The organism is Acinetobacter vivianii (genome assembly GCF_014635885.1).
GTDB classification, from domain to species: domain Bacteria; phylum Pseudomonadota; class Gammaproteobacteria; order Pseudomonadales; family Moraxellaceae; genus Acinetobacter; species Acinetobacter vivianii.
In genome coordinates, this window is sequence record NZ_BMDR01000001.1 from 252,043 (window position 1) to 271,871 (window position 19,829).

Consider the following 19,829-nt stretch of genomic DNA (forward strand, 5'->3'; position numbering starts at 1 on the left):
AAGCAAAAAAGTTACTGGGGTTACTCAGTAACTTTTTTAAGTCATCAATATAATTTAAAGAGTTGGAACGAAATAGAAATAGATGTATTTGAAATTCCTGCTCAATATGCATTGGTTAAGTGAATCTTTTGTTTTCTGAGAACCTTGTAAATAAACAGAAGTACGCCAATTGCTAACCAGAAACTGCCAAATTTTAAAGCAGATGAATCAAGATTAATCCAGAGACAAGCAATACTAATGACCGAAAGTAGCGGTAAGAAAAGGTTAAAAAATTTATTTCTAAATCCTGAACGCTGTTTTTCCTTGATATAAAACCTGACAAATACTGAAAAATTAACAGCGGTAAATGCAACCAGAGCACCAAAGCTAATCAGGCTAATCACTTGAGCCAGATTCAAAAACATGGCACTTAAAGAAATAAATCCAACAAATAACACCGAAAAAAATGGAGTGCCAAGTGAGGCATGTAGCGTGCCAAAATACTTTTTAGGGAAAATATTATCTTTGCCCATGATGTAGAGTAAACGAGAGGCGCTGGCATGTGAGGCAAGACCAGAAGCCACTGTATTCATAATCTGTCCGCACAGGAAAATTGACTGAAATAAAGCACCACCAACATATAGAACGATTTCTGGCAATGCTTCTGACGGATGTTGGAAACGCGCATTGGTAGGATAATACAGTTGTATGAACCACGATGCGGTAAAAAAGATCAAGCCACCAAAAAGTGTGGTCAGGAGAACCGCATAAGGAATCGTTTTGGTCGGATTCTTGGTTTCATTTGATAGCGTGGTAACCGCATCAAAACCGAGAAAAGAAAAACACAGTACTGATGCGCCTGCAACCAGCGGCAATAACTCCTGTGGGCCTGTCCATAAAGGATTTAAAGTGAGCACATATTCATAACCTTGTGTGCTTCCAATGCCTTGAATCACCAGATACACAAAAATGATCATCAGGATAATGGGTGCAAACACAAAAATCAGACTTAGGTTCGCGAGTAGACGAATCCTGAAGCAATTGACTAACGTGACCAGTCCAGCCGAGACAATGACCCAACACCAGTACGGAACACTGGGAATGAGGGCTGTTAAATAAATAGCTGCCAGCAAAACATTAATTAAAGGCAATAATAAATAGTCGAGTAAGGTACACCAGCCCACAAATAAACCACTTTTAGGCCCAATGCTTTCTGCGGTGTAGGTATAGGCAGAACCTGCTTTTTCAGAATGTTTGCTAAATCGTGCATAACTAAAAGCCGTCAGCAGCATTGTGGTGAGAGCTAATAAATAAGCCAAGGGCACATGCCCATGAGTAATGCCTGACACAATGCCAAAGGTATCAAATACTGTCATCGGGGTCATATAAGCAATACCGATCACAGTCACTTGCCATAATGAGAGTTTTTTAAATGAAGCAGATTGTTGTTCCATAATGTTGCAACCTGATCTATTGTTGTTTTCTATCCAGAAAAGCACATGTAATTTTTAGGCAAAAAAATCCCTTGGCTCGTTTTTGCAAGCCAAAAAATTAGAGATTTAGAGGAGCGTAGGCGTTAAACGTTGAATTGAGGTCTGATTAACGCTAAATCATGACTAACTGGAGCGACTGACTCGGTAAGCTATTCAAAGACTTATGAGTCAGGTTTTTGAGAAGTGTTCCAGTTCGGATGCTAATGTCATTTGAGGTGATGACGCGGGCAATATTATTGGTAATGACGGCTTTTTGTTTGATATTTTTGAGTTTTGGAAGCAGCACTTTCTCCAGTGCAGAGACCAGTACATCAATAGCAATAACACCAACGAATTGATCCTGTATCATCACAGGATGGGCCATAGTAATGGTATAAGCGCCATTGCAGATATAGTCGACATAAGGCCCATAAGTACAGGGTTGTTTATTTTTCGCAGGTTGCTGGAACCATTCAAAAGTACGGAAATCCAGAAAACGTTGAGCATTCTGGTAGTTTTCAAGCTGTGCTTGCTGTAATTGATTTTCTTTTTTATACCACCATTCCAGTGTCCAGTATTCCTGCTCGGTGCTTGTTGCGGGACTATAGCTGGCAAAACCCATACCTTGACTATACTGGCTTTGATGCAAAGCAAGCTTGATTTCCTGCTGCAGTTGTTTACGTTCACTGGTAGACAGTTTGATGTCTTTAAGCTTTCCTGTTTTATCTTTGGCTAGAATCTGACTCGCTTTGTTGGCAAGAAGTTCTGCCAGAGTAGAAGTCTCTTGAGTGACTTGCTCAAGCAGCTTTTGAAGCTCTTCTATTGGTGTCTGTTGGGTCATTCCGATAACTCCTAAAATTCCATATTTTTGAGATCTATGCTTTTTAGATATCTCTTTTTTTATTGTTTTTAATTGATTGATAACTTGTATTGGAGCATTTGATCCGTTTGCATAGTGATGATTTTTCTCGCCTGGAGAACTGCTTCATCCTCATTTCCCTGAGTAAATGATGACAAAATTTTATGGTATTGATCTACAACTGCTTGGTGAAAGACATCATCTTGGTACAAAACAGCAATAAGTGGGGCCCATTCTGCCTGTATCGAGAGTTCCTGATTGGCCAGTCGCGCTGATTGGGCAAATGAGGTCAAGGTGAGCAGACAGCGTAAATCCAGTTGCGCTCGTATGTCGGCTTCGCTGGCCTGATGAAATTGTTCAACCATTTCCTTGATTTTACCTAGCTCATCATCGGTGGTTCTTTGTGAGGCCAAATAAGCACTATGACTTAAAATTGCACTATGAAGCTCACCAAGATCAGCCAGATATTCACTGGATGCCTGACGTAAAGGATGCAGGCTTAGGCGTAAATCTGCAGGTAATTCACACACAAAACTTCCGCCATTTCGGCCACGTCGTGTATCAATTAAGCCTTTCACCCGCAAGGTTGTGAGCGCTTCACGCACCGTGATAGGTGAAACACCCATTAAACGAGCTAGGTCAGCTTCATTCGGAAGCTGTTCCTGACTTTTGAGCAGTCCTGAGATAATCGCATTCTCCAAACGTTCAACCACCTGTTCAGAACGGGTCGATTGTGTGATCGGTGCAAAGATTATCGTATATGCTGACATAGCTAGTTCTCTAAAAGCGAAGCTGAATGACTTCACTTAATGATACGGATCATGGATTAAAACACGCCAAAGCTGTGTATTGCCTTTTCATCTTCTGGAACAGCAGGGATTGCATCCCAAAGTTCCGCAATTTTGCCATTTTCGAGACGCCACAATTCAAAATAGGCATGTCTGTTTCCAGCAATACTTCCTTCTGAATGGGTCAGCACAAACTGACCATCGGCAATGCTTCGGTGCGTTTTGGAGTATACCAAACCTTCACCTTGATTACGGATTTTGTTCAGGAAATCAATGACGGAATTTACCCCGTCACCAATATCAGGACTATGTTGCAGGAAATGATCGCCGTCCGTATAGGTTCTGAACGCTTCATAGTCCCCATCAATTAAGGCCTTTTGAAAAAAATCTCGGATGATTTTACAGTTTGCTTCTCGATCGGCATAGTTATCAATCTGGGTCGGGCCATCCAGTTGGGTACGTCCACTGATATTCGGTTGTGCTTCAGGCACCAAACCATCCCAATGCTCAACGATCTTGCCATCTTTAATGCGGTAAATATCAAAACCGACCAAAGGCGTTTCATCTAAACCATGAAAACGACCGTGAATTGCCACTAAATCACCATCACCCAGTACACGAATCGGTTCATGGCGAATGTCTGGACAATCCTGAATCAGCTGACGAAGACCGGAAAGACCATCTGCAACCAGTGGTGAATGCTCGATAAAGTCTTTAGAAAAATAACGGTCTAAAGCACGAGGATCATGTAAATTAAACAAGACATGATGAGCCTGACTAACAAAGCGTTTGGCTTCCTGAATATCCATTCTATGCTCCTATCTGTATCTTGTGCCTTAGTCATTTGAACTCATAACATGTTTGATACGCGTGTATTCTTCAAACCCATAACCTGATAAGTCTTTGCCATAGCCAGATTTCTTGAAACCACCGTGTGGCATTTCAGCCGTTAATGGAATATGAGTATTGATCCAGACTGTACCAAAATCTAACTCGCGTGATAGACGGGTTGCGCGGGCATGGTTGGTGGTCCAGACACTTGAAGCAAGGCCATAGTCAATATCATTGGCTTTTTCAATGGCATCCGCTTCATCTTTAAATTTTTGAACCGTGATGACAGGGCCAAAGATTTCATTTTGAATGGCTTCATCGTGTTGTTGTAAACCGCTAATCACGGTGGCTTCGAAATAGAAACCTGGACGATTGGCATGTTTACCGCCAGTTTCGACTTTTGCGTGTGCTGGTAGGTTTTCAATAAACGACTGCACATTTTTAAGTTGATTGGCGTTATTTAATGGGCCATAAAGTGCATCTTGGTCATCAGGCTCACCAAAACGTGTATTTTTTGCTGCTTCCACCAGTTTTGCTAAAAACTCATCATGCACAGACTCTTCCACGATCACACGCGTCGCTGCGGTGCAGTCTTGACCCGCATTAAAGAAACCTGTCATGGCAATCATTTCTACTGCTTTATCAATATCTGCATCGGCAAATACAACGACTGGCGCTTTCCCGCCCAGTTCAAGATGTGCTTTGGCTAAGTTGGCAGCGGCAGAAGCGGCGACTTGTAAACCAGCGCGTACCGAACCTGTAATTGAAACGAGTGCAGGGGTTTTGTGTGAAACCACTTTAGAGCCAACATTGGCTTGACCTAAGAGTACATTGAATGCGCCTTTAGGGAAAAATGGTGCTGCAATTTCTGCCAGAAGCAGGGTACTTTCAGGTGTAGTATCGCTTGGTTTCAAAACCACAGTATTACCAGCTGCCAAAGCAGGCGCGATTTTCCAGACCGCCATCATTAATGGATAATTCCAAGGTGTTACCTGACCAACCACACCGACAGGTTCACGACGGATACTTGAGGTCAAACCTTCTAAATATTCACCTGTTGCTGAACCATTGAGTAGGCGAGCCGCACCCGCAAAGAAACGAATTTGATTTGCACAAATTGCCACTTCTTCAGAGGCAATCAAATGCTTCAATTGTCCCGTATTACGACTTTGTGCTTCGATTAAACGTTCTGCATTTGCTTCCACTGTATCTGCTAAATCAAGTAAAGCCTTTTGACGAACAGCGGGAGTACTGCGACCCCAGATTTTAAAAGCCTGTTTTGCTGCTGCATAAGCGGCATCTACTTCTGCGTCAGTTGCATTGGGTGATGCAGCATAAACTTGACCTGTTACTGGACTGACCAGATCGAAATAATCCGTTCCTTGTGCTACTACATATTCGCCGTTAATAAAATGTTTTAGTTGAATTTTAGACATCTGTCGTTCCTTGTCTCTAGGTTTTAAAATATAACATATAAAACTATATGTATTATGTTTTAAAATTTCTGTCAATTTTTTTTATGCATGGAATTTGAGCAAAGATTTAGATTTTAAAAAATGAGAATGCTAAGCAGCTGATATTTATTTAAATCTAGCTTGGGGATTTTTTTTACTAAAAATGGACGCTTTCCCATTTTGCTTAAAAAGGCTTTATTTGATGTATGAGTAATATTTAGACAAGATTGATGATTCCCAAAAAACTTGATTGGGATTTTTATGAGTAAAGAAAGAAGGGGCCTAAGGATTTGATTTTTATATTACATTGCGTAGCTCATTAGCAGTATTACGCAGCAAAGGCAAAATTTGCTGGACTAAATAATCTTCTTGTACACGATTGGTTTGCGACATACAGTTAAGCGCCGCAATGGCTTTACCTTGTGCATTCAGCACAGGAACTGCAATCGCAATCACGCCCAGCTCATGTTCTTCTTTTGATAGACAATAGTCCGAAAATGAGATGCTTTTTAGCACGTCTATAAACGTAGCTTCATCGATAATTGTAAAAGGGGTTAAGCGCTTTAAGCCATAACTTTTGACCCAATCGTGTTGAGCCTGTTCAGGTAGCGCTGCCAATAAAACCTTTCCTGTCGAGGTGGCATGTGCAGGTAGGCGATTACCTAAATGCATGCCATAAGGACTGACCCGCAAATTGTCGTGTTGAGGAAGATAGCTACGGGCAATCGGGACTACTTCATTGTCATCCAAGACCACCAGAGAAAAGGTTAAAGAGGTTTGGGCACACAAAAGATTCAGAAAAGATTGGGCGATTTTAGGTAGATGGGCAGAACTTAGATAAGAGCTAGAAAGACGTAACACTCGATGGGTTAGCCAGAAATAATGCTCATCTGTTTCCAAATAGCCTAAGTATTTTAAAGTTTTTAAATGTCTACGTGCTGCTGTTCGGCTAATGCCAGTACGTTCAGCGACTTGAGTAACGTTCAAACGTTGGCGATCAATTCCAAAAGCTTCAAGTAGAGCCAGACCTTTGGCTAAACCTGCAATATAGTCTTCCTGACGAATACGTTCGTGTGAACTTGGGTGCTCTAAAAAAGCATCGGTAGAGGACATCCTTCCTTCCTTGTTATTTTGCATGTTTTGTCCGATATTCGGACACATGGAATGATAAACGGTTATTTTCGATTTGAATACATCGTATACAAAACTTAAAAGCAGTAGTTTAAAAGTCAGGACATATAACAAGGATGACGTGATGGATATTTTAAAGACACAAGTTGCAATTATCGGTTCTGGCCCAGCGGGTTTATTACTAGGTCAATTGCTATATAAAGCTGGCATTGAACACATCATTATTGAGCAACGCAGTGCTGATTATGTGGCTTCACGTATCCGTGCAGGAATACTAGAGCAGGTATCGGTTGATTTACTCAAACAGGCTGGTGTAGATCAACATTTAAAAGAGAAAGGATTACCGCATTCAGGGATTGAAATATTAACCAATGGGCGGAAACATCGTGTTGATTTGTCTGCACTCACAGGCGGTAAACAAGTCACTGTATATGGACAGACCGAAGTCACCAAAGATTTAATGGCTGCTCGTGAAGCTGCACAATTGACATCGTTCTATGAAGCGGAAAATGTACAGGTCAAAGATTTTTATGACGCACCGCAAGTACATTTTGACTATCAGGGCAAAGCCTTTCAAATTCAGTGTGATTTTATTGCAGGTTGCGATGGCTATCACGGTATCTGTCGAGCCAGTGTGCCTGAGGACAAAATTAAAACCTTTGAGAAAATCTATCCATTTGGCTGGTTAGGCGTATTGGCTGATGTACCACCCGTTGCGGATGAGTTGATCTATGTACAGTCAGAACGTGGTTTTGCATTGTGTAGTATGCGTTCAGAAACCCGTAGCCGTTATTATTTACAGGTGCCATTGACGGATCATGTTGAAGATTGGTCAGATGATAGATTCTGGGAAGAATTGAAATGTCGTCTAGATCCAGAAAGCCGTGAACATTTAGTCACTGGTGCATCCATCGAAAAGAGTATTGCACCGTTACGTAGTTTTGTGACTGAACCAATGCGTTTTGGAAATATGTTTTTAGCTGGAGATGCGGCGCATATTGTTCCACCAACAGGTGCGAAAGGTCTTAATCTGGCGGCTTCGGATATTGCTTATCTATCGAGTGCATTGATCGAGTATTACACTGAGGGTTCGCGTCAGGGTATTGAGGAATATTCTGAAAAATGTTTACAACGTGTCTGGAAAGCTGAACGTTTTTCATGGTGGATGACCCACTTGCTTCATCGTTTCGAAACGGAAAGCGAGTTTGACCATAAAATTAAGCAGGCAGAATTAAGTTATATTTTAGGCTCAACAGCCGGTAGAACGACTTTGGCAGAAAACTATGTTGGACTGCCATATGAAATTAAAAAAATGCCAGAAACCTGTGCTTAACAGCATAACTTTTTGATCAATAGAGATTAAAAAAGCCTGTGCATATGAATGGACAGGCTTTTTCTCATTTCACAGGAAATGATTGATTAAGCAAATTGACGAATCATTTTGCGGACATTAGTTTTTGCATCAATTACGGTCATAAAGGTGTAGGCACCAATAAATTTACGGCTAATAAACATAAATTCTTTTGGTGGGACCGAGAAATAACGGGAAGCCATCGATTGTCCAGCCTGTTGCATCACACGGCTATGGAGCTGGCTTTTTTTCCAGTCATAACGGTCTTGATCATCCATAATTCCCGCAGGCATATCTGGATTGTTTTCTGGACAGCTAAAGGCTTCCGTTGCAATCAGGAACACATCTGCCATACCCGGTTTGACGCTTTCTGGCATACCATCAAAGAATTCATAACCTTTCATGGCTTTGACCATCGCGGTTTTGTCATGATCATAGCCAGCTTGAATCAGGTTACGTGCGACTGTCAGCAAGTTGTTATCGAACTGTCGAATTGCACCGAAGTCGAGTAAAACGATTTTATCGTTGACTTCACTGCCATCACCCAAACGAACCAGATAATTACCAAAGTTTGGATCGGTCTGCATTTCGCCCCATTCAAACAACTCACGCACTGCAATTTCTAAAGAAGCTTCGCCCAACTGGTTGCGGCGTTCTTGCGGCAGAGAAAGCATCACTGGGCTATTCACAGGGACGCCACGTTCAAACGTCATACACAGTACTTTTTCAGCGCAGAACTCATCCACAATCTGAGGGACGATATAACGCGGATCATCTTTCAAACGTTCAGCGAAACGACGTGTAGTCGCTGCTTCAATTGCATAATCCACTTCGCGATGCATCATGTCACGAACTTCGTCAAACCATTGATCAAATTCACGGGTTTGCGGCACCATCCGAGTCAGTTTCAGCATATTCTTGAACAGATTCATGTCTGAGTCGATCGCTTCGGCCACACCCGGGTACTGGATTTTAAGTACCAGTTCCTGACCATCAGATTTACGGGTCGCGCGATGAACCTGAGCAAGTGAAGCTGTGCCAATCGGCTCATGATCGATGGTTAAATCATCAAGTTTTGAACCTAACTGATCTTGTAAATGTGCTTTTATTGCAGGCCAGGCGAGGGCCACGGTTTGATTGTTCAGGGTATTTAATGCTTGTGTAATTTCTTCAGGCAAAAAATGTTCGCCGTATAGAGCCATCATCTGACCAATTTTGACGATTGAACCTTTAAGTTTGCCAATTTCAGAAACTAAATAATGCGCCTGTTCAGCCATGGCTTTTTTACGTTTCTTCTCTTTTTCTTCTTCACTTGAGAAAAGAGAAGTTGCACTTGCAGTTGCCCAACGTGTTCCAGCAAGTAAAGACGCTTTTGCGATAGATAAGCGACGATCCACCGAGGAGGTTTTTAGATTCTTAAGCTTATCGTTCTGATCTGACATGAAAGAAAAATCCTATGCTGAAATCGGAGGGTTGAAAGCCGAGAGATGAATTGTAGCGGATATTACCGCTTTTGAACGTATTAAAATAGTTCAATCTCTTGAATTATCAGTCTAAATTTGTGCAATAGGGGAATTGTCCACAAATAGCCTAAGTAGAATTTAGATCTATCTTTTGGCTTTTGTATACATATGTCCTAAATTTTAAACTGAATTTTTAATGCTGCCCGTTTCATGAGTGCGGCTCGATGGGTATGAATATGTTTAATCAACATGCGCTTGACCTGACTATGATGAAAGCCGAGCGCATAAGCTTTCACGATAATAATACTGGGCAGTGTAAAGAAAAAATACTTGGTGTCGTCTAAAGTCGCATCTTTAAAAACATCTTCTTCAACGAGGAGGTCTTTTAAAAACTGTTTTTCCGCTTGGACAGTAGAAGAGCTTTCATCGTCCCAATAATTCTGGCGCATTGCCATCAAATTATTATGTTTATAACTCATGAATTGTTTGAGCCTGTGCATTTCATCTTTAGCAAATATATGAGGTTGTTTGATGATTTATCAAGAATAGATTTATGATCAAAATAGCCTAAGCAAATTTAATCTTTCATTTTTAAAGTGCTACACTTATCTCACTTTATCCTTAAAGCAAAAATACTGAATAGATATGACACCCGCTTGTAAGTTGTTAGAAAAAAATAAAATACCTTTTTCAATTCATGAATATGAACATGATGCCAATGCAAAAAATTTTGGGCTGGAAGCCGCAGAAAAGTTAAATCTAAAGGTTGAAGAAGTATTTAAAACCTTAATGGTCACAGATGAAAAAAATTACTTTATTGCAATTTTACCCGTGAATCATCAACTCAATCTGAAAAAGGTTGCCGCAGCAGTGGCCTGCAAGAAATTACAAATGGCCAATCCAAAAGATGCTGAACGCTTAACTGGCTATCTGGTTGGGGGGATTAGCCCTCTCGGACAAAAGAAACGACTGAAAACCGTGATTGATGCTACGGCGCAAAATTTTGCCAAAATTTATGTCAGTGGGGGCAAAAGAGGACTAGATATTGGATTGAACCCTCAGGATCTGGCTAAGTTATTGGGTGCTCAATTTGTTGATGTACTTGATTTATAAAAATATTGATATTGAGTGTTAAAGTTCTTCTTAATTCAACTGTGATAATTAAAAGCTAAAGATTGGAACAACGATAGATATCAGAAGATATCTATCGTATTTGAGCTTCTGAATTACCATTTATGTGTATAAGACACTTTAGCGGTTACGCCACTCGCGAGTAAGTGACTGGTATTATTACTATTTCGCATCAGCTGGCTATAAAGCGGATAGTATTCACGATTGAACATATTTTCGATTCCAATCGTCACCGTATCCTGTTTATTGATGGCAAAACTGCTGATTAAATCCGCTGTGGTATAGGATTTGACATCATAGCGACCGAAGCCATTGTTACCATTGAGACGGTAATCTTCTGCACCGAAATATGTCGCCTGAATACGGTTGGTCCACGTATCGGTCGGGCTATAGGAAATGTAGGCGGTAATTTTTAACGGCGGGATACGGAAACCGGTCATATCCTGTTCGGTATGACTATTTTGTGGGGTTTCACGACCTTTCATCCAGCTAACGCTACCGCCAGCGCCCCAGACTTTGGCATCTTCAAGATAATCTAGAGTAGCTTCTACACCGGTCACTTTTTCCTTGGTTCGGGTCAAAATTAATCCATTGCCAAAGGATTGCACGCCACCCAGATCGGACGTGGAATGGAATACGGCTAAACTTGAGCTAAAGTTATTGAAATGGCCATTCCAGCCGAGTTCATAATTATCTACTTTGACAGGTTCTAAGAATGAAGAACCTAAGTCAAAATCTTTTCCTGCATTACGAATAACAACACCGACATCGGGTAACTGGAAACCTTGATTAAATGAGGCATAAATCGAATGTTCGTCATTTGGTGAGAAAGTAAGATTGGCATTGTACAACCATGCATCAGCCTTTACTTTACCGCCCTGAACGGTATAGGGATTAGGTTCTTTGAGCTGCGACAAAGGCACAAAACTATCAATTTTTGCATAGCTGTCTTCATAGCGCGTGCCGACTTCAGCTGACCATTGATCGTTAAATCGGTGTTTTAATTGAGCGAATGCGCCCATGCTTTGAGTGGTGAGCTCAGGTAAATAAATCAGCTTTCCATTTTTCACGAATTCGAGGCCACCAGATTGGTCATAGATATTCTGATCGAAAGTATCCAGCGGCATTTCGCTCTTTTCACGGCTAAAGTCGCCACCCCACACGAGAGAGCTATCTCCAAGAAACTCAAGCGGAGTACTTACAGTCAAGCGGCTGCCCAATACATTATTTTCTTGATAAACCTGATCGACTTGTCCACCTCGGGTAGGGACTTTACGGGCATCAAATGGCGAAAAGCGGGTGAAAAAGTCTCGATAATAAATTTGAGCATCTACCTTATTGCCGAACAAATCTTTATGACTATAAGTCAGATTATAAATCTGGTTTTCATTTTTATTTTGTTCTTTTAATTTCAATCCTTTGATTGCCTTCGCAGGGACACTTCCTGGCGGTAATTGGGCAACGCTTGGATCAGAAGCATAGTCAGAATCTTGTTCCGCATTATAATAATTCGCGGCAAGTTGCAGGTACTGGTTGTCATCAATGTGATATCCAAGTTTAGTGCCAATGCTATAGGCATCCGCATCAAAAAGATCACCCTGACTTGGTTCCGGTGCAACCCGTTTGCCTCGCGCATCGTAAGGGCTGCCAATGCGTTGATAGCCAAAATCCAGTGCATAGTCGAAATCGTTCAAACTACCCGAAAAATATTGATGAATGTCTCCACTTAAGGCATCCGAACGAGGATTGGTCAGTGAACTTTGTAATCCAACTACGGTCTTGGCGCTTGGTTCACCGCCTGCCGCTTTTGTCGTAATAGAAATGGTTCCGCCCGCAGCTCCACTACCATAGATCGCATTACTTCCACGTATCACTTCAATATTGCTGATACTCTCAGGATCTATTGCAGAAAGCCCTCTTGAAGTATCACGGGTGAGATTCATCGGGACGCCATCGACCAGAATCAGTGCATTACGGCCGCGTAAGGTTTGCCCATAATCGGTAATGGTGCGACTGGAATCGGATAAGCCAGGCACGACTTTGGCGAGTACAGTGGCAATGTTGCCCGATGAGGCATTTTTCAAAATTTCAATTTGCTGTTCATCGAGTCGAGTAACCTGCTTGGCAGAAGAGGAGAGTTCATCTGAGCGTGATGCGGAAATGGTAATTGTTGGTAGTTGCTCAGTCTTATTGTCTGAAAGTGTTGCTTCGGTTGAAGCTGCGGCAAAAGAAGCGTTTGAAAATAAAATAAATCCACTCATGGATAAAAGTGGAATAATATTTTTTGTATCTGATGTGTGATGCCGTCTTTTATTGCTTTTCATCATTGTTCCTGTGATCTCACCCTGAGAATGATTTTTAAATTTTCGGCATTATAGTGGAGAAAATAGGGAACAGTGCAACGGCGAAAAGTGATCATTTTTATAAAGTGATGCAAGAGAAGGGCAATAAGTCAGATGAAGCATTCTAGAAAGGCATAACTGAGCTATTTTTTGATGTTTTGTGCAATTAAAGTCATCATTTTGGGCTGTTTTTGTTTTAGTGCACTGTTATTTATAGGATTTTAAAATCACAAAAAACTATTGCCGATGAGTAAATTATCATTTTATCAAATAAGAACTATTATTATCTTTTTGTATCTCATTTTGCTTAAAGCATCTCTAAAGTAAGTTAATTCAATCGATTAGATTGTAATTTTTGCGGGCAGTGCTGAATTGAAAATATAAATGATAATAATTATCATTAGCTTCGTCTTAAACGTAACGTAGTTCCGCTTAGGATATGTTTATGGCCTAAAACATTTCGAAAAATAAATCAGATCTCTGAATAGAGGATATAATCGGATGCAATCACTTGCCAATCGGTTGGCGATACAACACTTCGTCAACGCCTATACGCAAGAAACAGGCAAAGGTCACTTGCTTAATAAAAATCAGCAAAGTCCACAACAACACGCGTTTAGCCAAGGTTTGACGCTGTTAACCATTCCGATCCATTCCATTCAAGCACAGTGCTATTTCCCGTTAGTGTACGTCAGCCGAGTCGGGCGACATCGCTTAGCCGACCTGCCGCAAATTATTATTCAAGGACAAGTAAGAACATTCAGTCCCGTTGCAATCGTTGGTCTTTTGCTGGAAGAACTGGTTTTTGAATCTGATATTCCTTTAGATGCTGCTTCTTTGGTCGAAAAATGGATTCAAAGCCGTGATGCTTTACAGCAGTTTTTAGTACAACGTGAACATGATTTTGATGATCTGGTCAAAGCAGGTCAGAATTTTATTGAATCTGAACAGGCTTTGGTGCTCGGGCACAGTATGCACCCTGCACCAAAGAGTAGAACAGGTTTTGTGCATGAGGACTGGCTCAAGTTTTCTCCTGAACATAAAGGCCAGACTCAACTACATTACTGGTTTGTGCATCAGGATTATATTGCTGAGGGCAGTGCGACCGATGAAGCGATTTCAGCCCAGCTTAAAAGCGCATTGCAATGGTATTTATCTGAAAATGATCTCAAGCTGCTCAACACGCATAGCGAGTATAAATTGCTGCCTTTACATCCTTGGCAGGCACGTTATTTACAAAGCAAGCCGTGGTTTGAGCGTTTAAAACAAACTGGACAACTGATTGATCTGGGCTTACGTGGCTGGCAATTTTCACCGACGACTTCGATTCGTACGCTGGCAAGTTTTAATGCGCCGTGGATGGTAAAACCCTCACTTTCTGTGATGATTACCAATTCAATTCGTGTCAATCTGGCGAAAGAGTGTCATCGTGGTGAACTGACCCATCGTTTGTGGCACAGTGAATTTGGTCAGAATATTTTAAAACATTGTCCAAGTTTAAAAGCCGTTAATGATCCTGCATGGATGGCTTTGCAAATTGATGGTGAAGTGGTCAATGAAAGTATCTGTATTTTCCGTGATCAACCCTTTAGTCCACAACAGCAAGTCACTTGTATTGCCTCATTATGTCAGGATCATCCAAGCAAGGATTTAAATCGTTTTAATGCGCTTTTCGCAAAAATTGCCAAAGCACATCCTGAAATGGATCATTCCGAGATTGCACTGGACTGGTTTAACCGCTTCCTTGAAGTGAGTCTGCAACCATTAATGTATCTCTATCATCGTTATGGGATGGCATTCGAATCTCATCAGCAAAATGTGTTGCTGGAAATGGATAATCATTTTCCAAAGACCTTGTGGCTACGTGACAATCAAGGCTTCTACTATATTGAAGAATTTGCCACTGAGATTTTAAAGGCTTTACCTGAGCTGAAAGAAAAGGCATTTGCAGTCGGGCCGAAAGACTTCGTTGATGAACGTTTCAGTTATTATTTCTTTGGAAATACCTTGTTCGGCATTATCAATGCGATTGGTGCAACGGGCTACATGAGTGAAGATGTTCTGCTTGAGCATTTAAAAGTCTTCTTGCAGGATTTATTGCAGCAGTATCCTGACAGTACCTTGTTACAGGGTTTATTGTTTAACGAAACCTTGCCATATAAAGGTAACTTGCTGACACGCTTGCATGAGCTGGATGAATTGATTGCTCCAGTTGAGCATCAGTCGGTCTATGTGCAATTGCAAAATCCTCTGTTTATTGAACAGAAGGATGTGAGCTATGCTTGATTTTATTGGCATTGGGTTAGGGCCTTTTAATTTAAGTCTAGCCAGTTTGCTGCAAAATAAAAGTGATCTTAACTATCAGTTCTTTGAACAAAAAGATGGTTTTGACTGGCATGCGGGCATGCAATTGCCCAATGCCTTGCTGCAAGTTCCGTTTATGGCGGATCTGGTCAGTCTGGTTGAGCCGACTAGTCCTTATAGCTTTCTCAATTATTTAAAGCATCAGCAGCGTTTATATAAGTTTTACTTCCGTGAAAATTTATATATTCCACGTCAGGAATATAACCACTATTGTCAGTGGGTGGTGCAGCAGTTAGAGCATATTCAATTCAATAGCCGAGTTCTGGATGTTCAGCCGATTAAAGGCGGTTTTGAGGTTGAAGTTCTAGAAAATGGTGCGAAGCAGCACTATCAAACGCGTCAGCTGGTCTTGGGGATTGGTACAGTTCCGCATTTACCTGAAAGTTTGCAGCAGGCATATCCGAAAACAAAGCAATGCTTACATTCGGCTGAATATTTAAAGCAATGTCCTGCGCAGTTAACAGGGAATGTAGTGTTGATTGGTTCAGGCCAATCAGCCGCGGAAATTTTTATCGATTTATTTGACCGTCAATATACGCAAGGAAAAACAACGCCTGATTTTCATTTGCATTGGCTGACACGCTCTGCGGGTTTTTTCCCGATGGAGAATACACCGTTGGGACTAGAACATTTCAGTCCTGACTATATGCAGTATTTCTATCATTTGCCAGCTGGATTAAAGGCTGAATTACCAGCCCAACAGGCCAATCTCTATAAGGGAATCAGTAGCAAGACCATTCGTGATATTTACGAGCGACTGTATCACCGTAGTATCGCTGGACATAACACCGAGGTCACACTCGCAGGCCATCATCAATTACAGCATGCCGAAGTGCTGGAAAATCAGAAAATTCGTTTGCGTTTCGAGCACCAGCAGCAAGGTGAACGTTATGTGCTGGATGCAGATAGTGTAATTGCGGCTACTGGCTATCGTTATCCAAAACCCGCTTTCTTGGAAAATCTGCAAACTTTGATTCCGCTTGATCAGACACAACGCTGGCAAGTGAGTGCAGATTTTGAAGTGAACTATCAAGGCGATGGGCGAATTTTCCTGCAAAATATGGAAGTTTTCCATCATGGTGTTGGCACGCCAGATCTGGGGTTAGGCGCTCATCGGGCAGCCACCATTGCCAATCAGTTATTAGGCAAAGAACTGTTTAAGCTGGATCAGGCCCAGTCCTATCAACAATTTGGCGTGGCACCCTCTGTATCGTCAAAACAACCTGCGCGAAACCATGTGCAACTGGCTGATTCAGGATTATCCCGTGTGACGCATAAATCTGGACAGGTTCGGCATACTTCTCCCGCTTTTTATGCACAAGTAAAGTTGTCAGAGCACATTGACTAAGGTCAACAGAGGAATCGCACGTATGGAACGGTCTTCTGTACCCATCAATCAAGCGGCACAAGTCGGTTTGCAGCGTTATGTTTTACTCACGGTCATGTTAGGTACAGGAACCGTAAGTTTAAACAACAGTAGTTTTAATCCTGCCATCCCCCAGCTGATGCAATATTTCCAGATTGGTGAAATATGGGCAAGTTGGGTGGTGGTCGCGTTTTTACTGGCAATGAGTATCAGCTTGCCATTGGCAGGTTATTTCAGCCAGCGTTTTGGCAAACGACAAACTTATTTAACCGCATTATTGTGTTTTGCTTTGGCTTCGACAGTGGGTGGTTTATTCAATCAGTTTGAATCCGTCCTGATTGCAAGAGCCTTGCAAGGTTTTTGTAGTGGCTTGATGATTCCATTATCACTCGGTCTGATTTTTTCAGTCACGCCGAGCGAACAACGGGGCAGTACCACAGGTTTGTGGGGCGCGATGATTATGCTGACTTTGGCTGTTGGGCCGATGTTAGGTGCGCTGGTCTTGGTGTGGCTTGATTGGCAGGCTTTATTCTTCATTAACTTGCCAATTGCCTGTATCGCTCTGGTGTTGGGATATCTCTATCTGCCTAAAGAACAAGGCGATAGTAATCAATCCTTTGACTGGATCGGTTTTAGTTGCCTAAGCCTGAGCATTATTTTGCTATTAGGCACCTTGAGTCAGATTCATCAACTTGAAGATATCGCACAGCCTGTCTATTGGCTATTGCTTACATTAAGTGCTTTCACATTCTGGCAGTTTGCCAGAAGACAAAAAAATCAGACCAGCCCATTGATTGAGCCAGCCTTGTTTGCTGCAAAAGGTTTTCGATTCAGTTTGATGATCTGTGTGGCACAAACGGTAGGCTTATTTATTGGCATGTTGCTGGTGCCGTTGTGGATTCAACATAGTTTGCATCTCAGCCCACTCTGGACGGGTTTTGCTTTGATGAGCAGTGCCTTAGTCACTGGTTTATGCAGTCAACCTGCCGGCAGATATCTTGATCGTTACGGCGCCGCAAAAATTATGAGTCTAGGGTTACTGATTACTGCATTGTCTTTTGCTTTGCTGGCATGGGCGCCTGTGAAAAATGTCTGGTTCATCATCTTCTGCATGATGTTGCATGGTCTGGGCATGGGATTGTCCTATATGCCATCGACCACAGCAGGGCTTAACAGCTTACGTCAGCAACAACAACATTTGGTCACTCAGGCGGCTGCATTGAACAATCTGTTTCGTCGGCTGTTTGCCGCAGTTGCCGTGGTGCTTGCTGCGCTATATCTGCAATTACGTCAGGATCTTTTTCAGACCAATCCTCATACAACACTGGATTCATTTAAAGGCATTCAGGAAATCTTTATTTTTTGTACAGCTCTTATCTTGTGCGCTTTGCCTTATGCGTGGCGCTTTCCAGATCAACACAAAACGAATGAATTAAATAATTAGGAAGAGCAACATGGGACAATTACATCCAGTTTTAGCAAATACACATGTGATTCAAAATACTTTTCAAGCCTGGCAACAACCACAGTCTGAGCAGGCCAAACACGTTGAACAACGTGTCATCAAGCAATTATTACAAGCCCTGATTTTTGAAGAAATTATTGCGGCTGATCATGATGGTGAAAATTTTATTGTTCAGGTGCAGGATCGCCAACAGCAAGCGGTTCAGTATATTGCCAAAGGGCAACGCCAATACAGTTATAAGTTGGTGCGTCTGGCACGTAATCAGGATGTGCTACGTCAGGATGCTGAAGGTAATCTGCAACCGGCTCGTCTGAATCAGGTTATTGATGAAATCCTGCGCTCGATTGCCGACGCGGCCAAAGTGGAAGATTTTATTTTTGAATTAAAGCGGACTTATATTCACGACCTGCAATCACAAGTTTGTTTTGAAAACTACGCCTTGCCTGCAATTCAATATCCATACGATATTCTGGAATCTTATTTGATGGATGGGCATCCATATCATCCTTGTTATAAATCGCGTGTTGGCTTTAGTCTGCAAGACAATGTCCGTTATGGGGTGGAGTTTGCCCAGCCGATGGCTTTGGTCTGGTTGGCTGTACATCAGAAGCTTGTTGCAGAAAACCATTCGAGTCACATTGAAACAGAAGCATTTTTTAAAGAACAACTCAATGCACAGGATTTAATCCAGTTTCAGCAACAACTGGACAAGCAAACTCAAAACGCCGCTGAATATGTCTGGATTCCCGTCCATCCTTGGCAATGGGAAAACCACTTGATTTCGATTTTTGCAGAAGAAATTGCAGATCAGGACATTATTTATTTAGGTCATAGCCAAGACCGTTATCTGGCACAGCAGTCTTTGCGTACAGTCACCAATTTACAGCATCCAGAAAAACCTTATATCAAGCTTTCAATGAGTTTGACCAATACTTCTAGTTCTCGAGTACTGGCAAAACATACGGTCATGAACGGGCCGATTATTACCGACTGGTTGCAACGCCTGATTGATCAAAGTGAAACTGCCCAACAGCTCGATTTTGCGGTGTTGCGTGAAGTCTATGGTTTGAGCGTTGATTTTACCCGTTTACCTGCTTCGCATGCGCAACAGGCCTATGGCACGATCGGATGCTTATGGCGTGAAAGTGTCCATCAATATTTACGTGAAGGTGAAGATGCGATTCCACTGAATGGGGTGAGTCATATTCAAAAAGATGGTCAAGCCCTGATTGCACCGTGGTTACAACACTATGGAGTTGAGCAATGGACACGTCAATTGTTGAAAGTGGTCATTACACCATTGATTCATTTGCTGTTTGCCGAAGGGATCGCGACTGAATCGCATGGGCAGAATATTATTCTGGTGCATCAACAAGGTTGGCCAACCCGTGTATTGCTTAAAGATTTCCATGACGGCGTACGTTACAGTCCAGCACATCTGGCTCATCCAGAGCTGGCGCCTGAACTGGATCAGTTGCCGCCTGAACATGCTAAAACCAATAGCATGTCCTTTATCTTGACTGATGATCTGGATGGGATTCGAGACTTTAGCTGTGCCTGCCTGTTCTTTGTGGCTTTGACTGATATTGCCATTTTCCTTAATCAGACTTATTCAGTTGCAGAACAAGATTTCTGGCAATGGGCCGCAGAAGTCATTCAGGAATATCAACAACAACATCCTGAACATCATCAGCGCTATCAAATTTTTGATGTCTTTGCGGAAAAGTTGCGTATTGAGTCATTAACCAAACGTCGTTTGTTTGGTGATGGTCGTATTCAGATCAAGTTTGTTGATAACCCATTGGCGCCGTTTAAAGCGCAGGGGAAGTGAGA

At 42.0% G+C, this 19,829-nt stretch carries 15 protein-coding genes; 6 read left to right on the top strand and 9 right to left on the bottom strand.

The features are described 5' to 3' along the window. Positions 1 to 101: 101 nt before the first annotated feature. From IEV36_RS01210 to pobR, 6 genes are all read right to left on the bottom strand, one after another. On the bottom strand, positions 102 to 1,433 hold the full coding sequence (locus IEV36_RS01210) for an APC family permease (protein WP_005257364.1): 1,332 nt from the start codon (positions 1,431 to 1,433) through the stop codon (positions 102 to 104). 151 nt (positions 1,434 to 1,584) lie between these two features. Next, a complete protein-coding gene (locus IEV36_RS01215; protein ID WP_005257365.1) occupies positions 1,585 to 2,292 on the bottom strand; it encodes a PDC sensor domain-containing protein in 708 nt (235 codons plus the stop codon). Positions 2,293 to 2,360: 68 nt separating this feature from the next. Further along, positions 2,361 to 3,080 (bottom strand): FadR/GntR family transcriptional regulator, encoded by a 720-nt coding sequence (locus IEV36_RS01220; protein ID WP_005257366.1) that lies wholly within the window; start codon positions 3,078 to 3,080, stop codon positions 2,361 to 2,363. A gap of 56 nt (positions 3,081 to 3,136) precedes the next feature. Next, positions 3,137 to 3,907, bottom strand: a complete 771-nt coding sequence (locus IEV36_RS01225) for a nuclear transport factor 2 family protein (RefSeq protein WP_005257367.1) — start codon at positions 3,905 to 3,907, stop codon at positions 3,137 to 3,139. Positions 3,908 to 3,934: 27 nt separating this feature from the next. Then, a complete protein-coding gene (locus IEV36_RS01230; protein WP_005257369.1) occupies positions 3,935 to 5,365 on the bottom strand; it encodes a gamma-aminobutyraldehyde dehydrogenase in 1,431 nt (476 codons plus the stop codon). A 315-nt stretch (positions 5,366 to 5,680) separates the two neighbouring features. Next, a complete protein-coding gene (gene pobR, locus IEV36_RS01235) occupies positions 5,681 to 6,496 on the bottom strand; it encodes an IclR family transcriptional regulator PobR (RefSeq protein ID WP_004772043.1) in 816 nt (271 codons plus the stop codon). A 142-nt stretch (positions 6,497 to 6,638) separates the two neighbouring features. On the opposite strand from pobR, the gene pobA reads away from it, so the two are divergent. Further along, positions 6,639 to 7,847, top strand: a complete 1,209-nt coding sequence (gene pobA / locus IEV36_RS01240) for a 4-hydroxybenzoate 3-monooxygenase (protein WP_005257371.1) — start codon at positions 6,639 to 6,641, stop codon at positions 7,845 to 7,847. Positions 7,848 to 7,933: 86 nt separating this feature from the next. Here pobA and IEV36_RS01245 read toward each other — a convergent pair whose 3' ends face one another. Together IEV36_RS01245 and IEV36_RS01250 are read right to left on the bottom strand one after the other, a co-directional pair. Next, a complete protein-coding gene (locus IEV36_RS01245; protein ID WP_005257374.1) occupies positions 7,934 to 9,307 on the bottom strand; it encodes an ABC1 kinase family protein in 1,374 nt (457 codons plus the stop codon). A gap of 194 nt (positions 9,308 to 9,501) precedes the next feature. Further along, positions 9,502 to 9,807: a hypothetical protein gene (locus tag IEV36_RS01250; protein WP_004772047.1), complete on the bottom strand. Its 306-nt coding sequence runs from the start codon at positions 9,805 to 9,807 to the stop codon at positions 9,502 to 9,504. A gap of 166 nt (positions 9,808 to 9,973) precedes the next feature. Between IEV36_RS01250 and ybaK the strand changes: the two genes are divergently transcribed. Beyond that, a complete protein-coding gene (ybaK, locus tag IEV36_RS01255; protein ID WP_005257375.1) occupies positions 9,974 to 10,441 on the top strand; it encodes a Cys-tRNA(Pro) deacylase in 468 nt (155 codons plus the stop codon). 113 nt (positions 10,442 to 10,554) lie between these two features. Here the strand turns inward: ybaK and IEV36_RS01260 are convergent, their stop codons facing one another. Then, complete coding sequence (locus IEV36_RS01260) at positions 10,555 to 12,783, bottom strand: TonB-dependent receptor (protein WP_005257377.1); 2,229 nt, start codon at positions 12,781 to 12,783, stop codon at positions 10,555 to 10,557. 519 nt (positions 12,784 to 13,302) lie between these two features. Here IEV36_RS01260 and IEV36_RS01265 point away from each other — a divergent pair. The 4 genes from IEV36_RS01265 to IEV36_RS01280 are packed head-to-tail and all read left to right on the top strand — an operon-like array spanning position 13,303 to position 19,827. Continuing rightward, complete coding sequence (locus tag IEV36_RS01265) at positions 13,303 to 15,087, top strand: IucA/IucC family protein (protein WP_005257379.1); 1,785 nt, start codon at positions 13,303 to 13,305, stop codon at positions 15,085 to 15,087. After that, positions 15,080 to 16,513, top strand: coding sequence for a lysine N(6)-hydroxylase/L-ornithine N(5)-oxygenase family protein (locus tag IEV36_RS01270; protein WP_005257388.1), 1,434 nt, complete (start codon positions 15,080 to 15,082; stop codon positions 16,511 to 16,513). The genes IEV36_RS01265 and IEV36_RS01270 overlap by 8 nt, the downstream gene beginning before the upstream one ends. 22 nt (positions 16,514 to 16,535) lie before the next feature. Further along, the gene (locus tag IEV36_RS01275; protein ID WP_005257392.1) at positions 16,536 to 17,975 is read left to right on the top strand and encodes a DHA2 family efflux MFS transporter permease subunit; all 1,440 of its coding nucleotides are present in this window, start codon (positions 16,536 to 16,538) and stop codon (positions 17,973 to 17,975) included. 10 nt (positions 17,976 to 17,985) lie between these two features. Then, the gene (locus tag IEV36_RS01280) at positions 17,986 to 19,827 is read left to right on the top strand and encodes an IucA/IucC family protein (protein ID WP_005257393.1); all 1,842 of its coding nucleotides are present in this window, start codon (positions 17,986 to 17,988) and stop codon (positions 19,825 to 19,827) included. The last annotated feature ends 2 nt before the right edge of the window (positions 19,828 to 19,829 follow it).